We start from the raw sequence: 6,085 nt of genomic DNA, 5'->3' as shown, positions 1-6,085 counted from the left end.
CCGGCAGTTAAGCCCTCCAGCTCCGATGGTACTGCAGGGGGTACCTGTTGGAGAGTAGGTAGCTGCCAAGGTCCTCTATATTTTTTTATGCAGTCTCTCTTTTGAGCGTTTCAGGCGGGCTTACCCTTCAATAGATTGAAGTCAGGGCTTTACTTTGGGGCTTTTGATGTTTTATATTTACTTCGATGTTGTTTTTCTCCATTCTCATATCTTATTTGAATCTTTAAAAGCCTAAGGGGGCAGGGGAAGTATGGCTGAGGCGAAGGGAGTAAGGCCGAGTTTAGGTTTGTCTCTCGGAGTTCTTATAGTCGCAGCGGTTATTATAAGCTGTGGCGTATTGGTATTGGGCGTGGATGCTCATATCCCGATCGTCGTTTCAACGGTAGTGGTGTGCTGTGTAGGTCTTATCGTGCTTAAGAAACCGTGGGCGGAGATCGAGGAGGGCTGCCTAAATTCCATCGTAGTAGGCCTGAAGGCCATGGTGATCCTTATGATCATCGGCATGATTATAGGAATCTGGATCCAAAGCGGTATCGTTCCAACGTTGATCTATTTTGGACTCTCCATTTTATCGCCGTCGATTTTTCTTTTGGCTACGCTGCTCATTTGCTCTATCGTTTCTCTCGCCACGGGATCGTCTTGGACGACATCTGGGACAGTCGGCGTAGCGTTGATGGGGATCGGTTACGGCTTGGGTATCCCTGCCCCCCTTTCGGCAGGGATAGTTATCTCCGGCGCTTATTTCGGAGACAAAATGTCGCCTTTGTCGGATACGACAAATTTAGCGCCCGCCGTGGCCGGTTCGGATATTTTCGATCACATAAGGGCGATGATTTGGTCTACTGGACCGACCTATATCATTGTCATTCTCATCACGATTGCTCTTGGCATGAGATATGGTGGGGGGACCCTCGAGACGGAAAAAATCAGCGCGATCCAGACTATGCTTAAGACCGAATTCTCCATCACCCCCATAGGTTTTATACCTCCGCTGGTGGTAATTTTCCTGGCGGCCAGAAAAGTGCCAGCAATTTTGGGTCTCTTTTCGGGTGTAATTCTCGCCATTATTATGTCTGTTTTTCAAGGTAACGGCCTGGGCGACATCATCAACGCCCTCCATTACGGATATGAGGCTCAACTTTCTGCCGAGATCGCCGGAGCGGAGGGAGATGCCCTCTTGGCGCTTTTGAGCCAACATAATTTGAGTATGGCGCCTGAAATGGCGACAGAAGTGGGAAACATTTTGAACGATCTGCTCACGCGCGGCGGGTTGGATTCGATGATGTGGACCATATCGCTCATCATCTGCGCCCTCTTTTTCGGCGGCGCTATGGAAGCTTGCGGATTCCTCGAGACAATTGTGGGCGCTATGATGAGCAGGATTAAGACCGTGGGAGGCACAATAGGCGCCGTCATAGTCTCCTGTTTTATATCGAACTTGTTCTTAGGCGATCAGTATCTGTCACTGATCGTTCCGGGCAGAATGTTCAAGAAAACCTTTGAAGAAAAGGGGCTTGCTCCCCGCATGCTTTCCAGAGCATTGGAAGATTCTGGCACGCTTACGTCAGCGTTGGTCCCTTGGAACACCTGTGGCGCTTTTCAAAGCGGGGCTCTTGGCGTCTCAACCTTAGTCTATGCGCCCTACGCATTCCTCAATTATTTGAATCCGATCGTCTCGATTGTCATGTCTTACATGAAAATTGGGATCTATTGGAGAACCAAATCTGGAGAAGATGTCGTCGCAAAGGAGTTACCAGACGAGGTTCGAGCTTCTGCATCGTAAATTATCTTAAGACAGGCGTTTAAACTTCAGGTTTAAAGGGACGTAATATATGTCTAAAATCCGTGTGGTTCTTTATGGGTGAGCTTTTGATATCTCAATCCATCGTGCCTTTTTCGAGGTGGGTCACGTGGTCTATTATCGGGGTGGGTCTTTTTTTGATCGCAAGGGGGATATACGCTGGCATATTTCAAGAAGTCTTAATCGGTGCAACTTTCATATATGCTTCGGGCTATCGCAAGCGAATTTTCATATCAGAAGATGGCCTCGTAAGGGAGACGAGACTGTGGCGTCGAACCAGAACGACTGTGTTGTCGTGGTCTGAAATAAAGCACGTAAGCTTGGCGAGGCGTGCTTCTAAAATCATAGTCTTCTTTGAAAAGGACGTCACCGGTTGGAGAGTGCTCTTCAATGACGAGGATGAGCCAAAGCTCAGAGCAATCTTGCAAAAGTACATTTCCGAAGTAGAAATCAACACTATAGAAGCACTATAGAAGAAAATGATAGCGCGGTTACCAGACAATGAAACGAAGACGAAGGAGGATAACGCACGTGAAAAAGGTTGTAAAAGTCGAAAACGCACCGGCAGCGATTGGGCCCTATAGTCAAGCGGTATGGGCGGGGGATTTTCTTTACATTTCTGGGCAGTTGGGCCTTGACCCAAAAACTGGCGAGATGGCAGCTAAAGACGTCGCCAGTCAGGCAGAACAAGTTCTAAAGAATATCGGAGCAATTCTTGAGACACAGGGCCTATCCTTCGGCGATGTCGTCAAAACTACTGTATTTGCAAAAAATATGAACGACTTCCAGGCAGTTAATGAGATATACGCAAAATATTTCACTATAGACTGCCCAGCTCGTGCCTTCGTTGAGGTTGCCCGTTTGCCCAAAGATGCACTGGTGGAGATCGAGGCCGTAGCCTATAAGGGGTAGACGCATTTTCGGCTAAGTCCGAAGCGATTGTCATTTAAGATTGCATAACATATACCATAAAGCGTTGTTGGGATAGCATCATACTTGGTTGTTCCGCTTGACGTCGCTCAATGGCAAAACTAAAATTAGGCCGATGAGTCGAGTGTCATAGATTCTTCAGCTTTAAGAGGGAGGTGTTGGCAATGAAACGGCAGTGGAGTAAGAAGGTTTTGGCGCTGGTGGTGGTCTTGCTCTTCGTGGGCCTTGCAGGCGATGTTGCTTTCTCTCAAGAAAAGGTGATAAAGATCGGCACCCTTTTTCCTCTCACCGGGCCCGTGGCCTTAGCGGGGCAGCGCTGTAAGGCTGCAGTGGAAACTGCTGTAGAGGTCATAAATAACAGTTATCCCGATATCAAAGTTCCGCTCGCTGCTCAGGAGGGAATTCTTGGGGGCTACAAAATCGTATTAGTCCATGCGGATCACCAAGGTAAACCGGATATCGGCAAAACAGAAGCCGAGCGCCTCTTCGACCAAGAAGGCGTATATGCAATCATAGGAAGCTATAACAGCGCAGTAACAAAGCCAGCGAGCCTCGTAGCCGAGAGAAGAAAAAAACTTTTTATGTGCGGTTGCTCAAGCTCTGCAGAGCTCACCAAGAGGGGGATGAAGTATTTCTTCCGCATGGCTCCCACCGACGAGACCGAGTCGCAGGAGTTCGTAACCTTTGTCAAGTGGCTCAATGAAACGAAGGGAGCCAACCTCAAGACTTTCGGCGTAATTTATGAAAATACAGAGTTCGGCAAACATGCGGCGGAAGAGGCCAAGAAGGCCATCGAAGCAGCGGGATTCCAATATATAGCTGATGTGGCGTTCAACCCGGGCGCTACGAACCTGAACAGCGAGGTACAGATGCTCAAGGGCAAAAACCCTGATGTAGTCTTCGGAGCCTGTCTCGGGGCCGATTACATCTTGTGGGTCCGCACGATGAAGCAGCTGGCCTGGCTCCCAAAGGTTTGCCTGAACTACTGCTCCGGCTATCAAGATCCCATAATAGCTCAACAGCTCGGTCCTGACGGCGATTATTTCATGGGAACCACGGGCTATTCTCCGGAGTTGGCGGAATTGATGCCCGCCGTAGCTCCTGTGGAGGAGATCTATAAGACCAAGATAGATCCTCCCGTTCCCTTCGACAGCGACAGCATCCAAGAGGCTGTAGCCACCTTCGTTTTGGCTCAGGCCATAGAGAAGGCTGGCACCTTGGATCCTGACAAAGTCGCCGAGACGCTATACGCCAACGAGTGGGAATCTCCGCTCTCGCTCGGTGGCAAGGTGGCGTTTGCCCCTGGCGGCCAAAACATAAAGGCCATGAGCGTCGTCACTCAGCTCAAGGGTGGGGAGTATAGGCGCGTATTTCCTCTGGAGTTGGCGAACTCCGATCCGGTCTTTCCAATTCCCTCCTGGGATAAGCGATAACTCTCATTTTAAGGAGGAAGGGCTATTTTGGAGGTGCCCTTCCTCCTTAAAAATATAGAGGAGGAAACTCTATGACCCTGTTCCTTCAGATTGCCCTGGATGGGATTCTAAACGGCATGCTCTATGCCCTTGTGGCCTTAGGTCTTACGCTTATATGGGGCGTTATGGACGTCATAAACTTTGCCCACGGGGAATTTTTGATGATAGCTATGTACGTCAGCTATTGGTTGGGCTTCCTGATGAACATAGATCCGCTCGTTTCTTGGGTAGCTTCCGGCGTTTTTGTGTTTTTACTCGCCTTCGCGACATATAAGCTCGTGGTAAGCCACTTGATAGGAAAACCCGCATTGTCTGCCCTCTTGGCCACGTTTGGCCTATCGATGTTCCTAAAGAACTTATGTCTTAATAGGTTTTCCCCCAATTTTAAGCTCCTTTCCGTAACTGCTTTGAGCGGGAAGACCATTTCCGTGGGGAGCTTGATTTTGTCGTTACCGCAATTCGTCATTGCCATATTCTCACTGATTGTGATCTTTATTATTTACCGCTTTATAACTTCTACTCGCATGGGCTGGGCTATCCAAGCTACATCTATGGACAAGGAAGCTGCCGAACTCATGGGCATCGATACAGAAAAGATCTACGGTCTGGTCTTCGGCCTTGGAGGGGTTTGTGTAGGCATAGCCGGGGGCCTCCTTCCCACTTATATGCCGGTGCATCCTGAGGTGGGAAGCTTATTCGGCCTCATCGCTTTTATCTGCGTGGCGATGGGTGGGTTTGGAAGTATAGCGGGCTCGTTTTTTGCCTCCCTCCTTATAGGATTAGTTGAGGCCTTTGCGGGGTTTTACATCGCCCCCATATTTAAGTACGTAGCTGTTTTTGCACTCTACTTGGTTGTTGTTATGCTGAAGCCAAAGGGACTCTTCGGATGGTGATGCCGCATGAGGTATAGACGAAGCGGTTTCGGCTTCGGCTACATGATCTTCGGCATACTCGCCATATTGCCCCTCATTCCGGGGCCGCTACAAGGGCCCTTCGCCAAACATGTCCTCGTTATGGTGTTGTTGTTTGCCAGCATGTCTCAGGCTTGGAATTTGTTGGGCGGATATTGTGGCCAAGTATCCTTTGGGCACTCGGTCTTTTTTGGCATAGGGGCTTATGGGGCTGGCATGGCTGTGGTCAAATACGGCCTTACTCCATGGCCGGGCGCGTTATTGGGGGCGATTATCGCCTCGATAGTATCTTTAGTCATCAGTTACCCGTGCTTTAGACTCAAGGGGCACTATTTCGCCATAGCCACGTTCGCCATCGTAGAAATATTTAACAGGCTCTTCATGGTGTGGTATTGGGTCGGAGGAGCTCTTGGCCTCGATTACCCGATCATCGAAGAGGGATGGCAAAACTTCATGTGGTACGATACTAAAACGCCGTACTATTATGGCGCTTTCGCCCTCTTCGTTCTCGTTTTTTCAATTACACGTTGGATAGAGAGGCATCGCATCGGTTACTACATGAGAGCCGTAAGGGATGGCCAAGAAGCGGCTGAATCCTTAGGGGTAAACAGCCCTCGGGTAAAACTGGCGGCTATGGCCATTTCTGCCTTTTTGGCGGCCCTATGTGGGGCATTCTTTGTCCAGTATAATCTCAGAGTGGACCCGCCTATGGTTATGTCCCTCGATATGTCCATGCGATTCGTGCTCATAACGATTTTGGGTGGATTGGGGACGCTATGGGGGCCTCTCCTCGGTGCGGCAGTCCTCATTCCGTTGCAGGAATATACGAGGGCCATATGGGGCGGCCTTGGTGGCGGCGTGGACCTGATCATCTTTGGCCTCCTCATAATCGTCATTGTAATAAGACAGCCGAGGGGCTTAATGGGGTTCGTATCGTGGGTTATGGGACGAGCCCAGGGAAGGGGGTAGAG

The 6,085-nt window shown here is 49.6% G+C and carries 6 protein-coding genes; all 6 read left to right on the top strand.

The features are described from left to right. Positions 1–250: 250 nt before the first annotated feature. The 6 genes from nhaC to EZM41_RS10905 all read left to right on the top strand — a co-directional run bounded on the left by nhaC (position 251) and on the right by EZM41_RS10905 (position 6,083). Positions 251–1,783, top strand: coding sequence for a Na+/H+ antiporter NhaC (gene nhaC, locus EZM41_RS10930; RefSeq protein WP_198471107.1), 1,533 nt, complete (start codon positions 251–253; stop codon positions 1,781–1,783). 74 nt (positions 1,784–1,857) lie between these two features. Further along, the gene (locus EZM41_RS10925) at positions 1,858–2,274 is read left to right on the top strand and encodes a hypothetical protein (protein WP_342449299.1); all 417 of its coding nucleotides are present in this window, start codon (positions 1,858–1,860) and stop codon (positions 2,272–2,274) included. 58 nt (positions 2,275–2,332) lie between these two features. Further along, complete coding sequence (locus EZM41_RS10920; RefSeq protein WP_342449298.1) at positions 2,333–2,713, top strand: RidA family protein; 381 nt, start codon at positions 2,333–2,335, stop codon at positions 2,711–2,713. A gap of 182 nt (positions 2,714–2,895) precedes the next feature. Further along, positions 2,896–4,164 carry an ABC transporter substrate-binding protein gene (locus tag EZM41_RS10915; RefSeq protein ID WP_198471104.1) on the top strand — a complete coding sequence of 423 codons (1,269 nt, stop codon included), beginning with the start codon at positions 2,896–2,898 and terminating at the stop codon, positions 4,162–4,164. Positions 4,165–4,235: 71 nt separating this feature from the next. Beyond that, positions 4,236–5,096 carry a branched-chain amino acid ABC transporter permease gene (locus EZM41_RS10910; RefSeq protein WP_198471103.1) on the top strand — a complete coding sequence of 287 codons (861 nt, stop codon included), beginning with the start codon at positions 4,236–4,238 and terminating at the stop codon, positions 5,094–5,096. 6 nt (positions 5,097–5,102) lie between these two features. Continuing rightward, positions 5,103–6,083 carry a branched-chain amino acid ABC transporter permease gene (locus EZM41_RS10905; protein WP_198471102.1) on the top strand — a complete coding sequence of 327 codons (981 nt, stop codon included), beginning with the start codon at positions 5,103–5,105 and terminating at the stop codon, positions 6,081–6,083. Positions 6,084–6,085: the final 2 nt, after the last annotated feature.

Origin of the sequence: Acetomicrobium sp. S15 = DSM 107314 (assembly GCF_016125955.1) — a bacterium.
In the GTDB taxonomy this organism is placed as follows: Bacteria; Synergistota; Synergistia; order Synergistales; family Thermosynergistaceae; genus Thermosynergistes; species Thermosynergistes pyruvativorans.
Note: the sequence above shows the minus strand (reverse complement) of the source record. Positions and strands in the feature narration are given on the sequence as shown.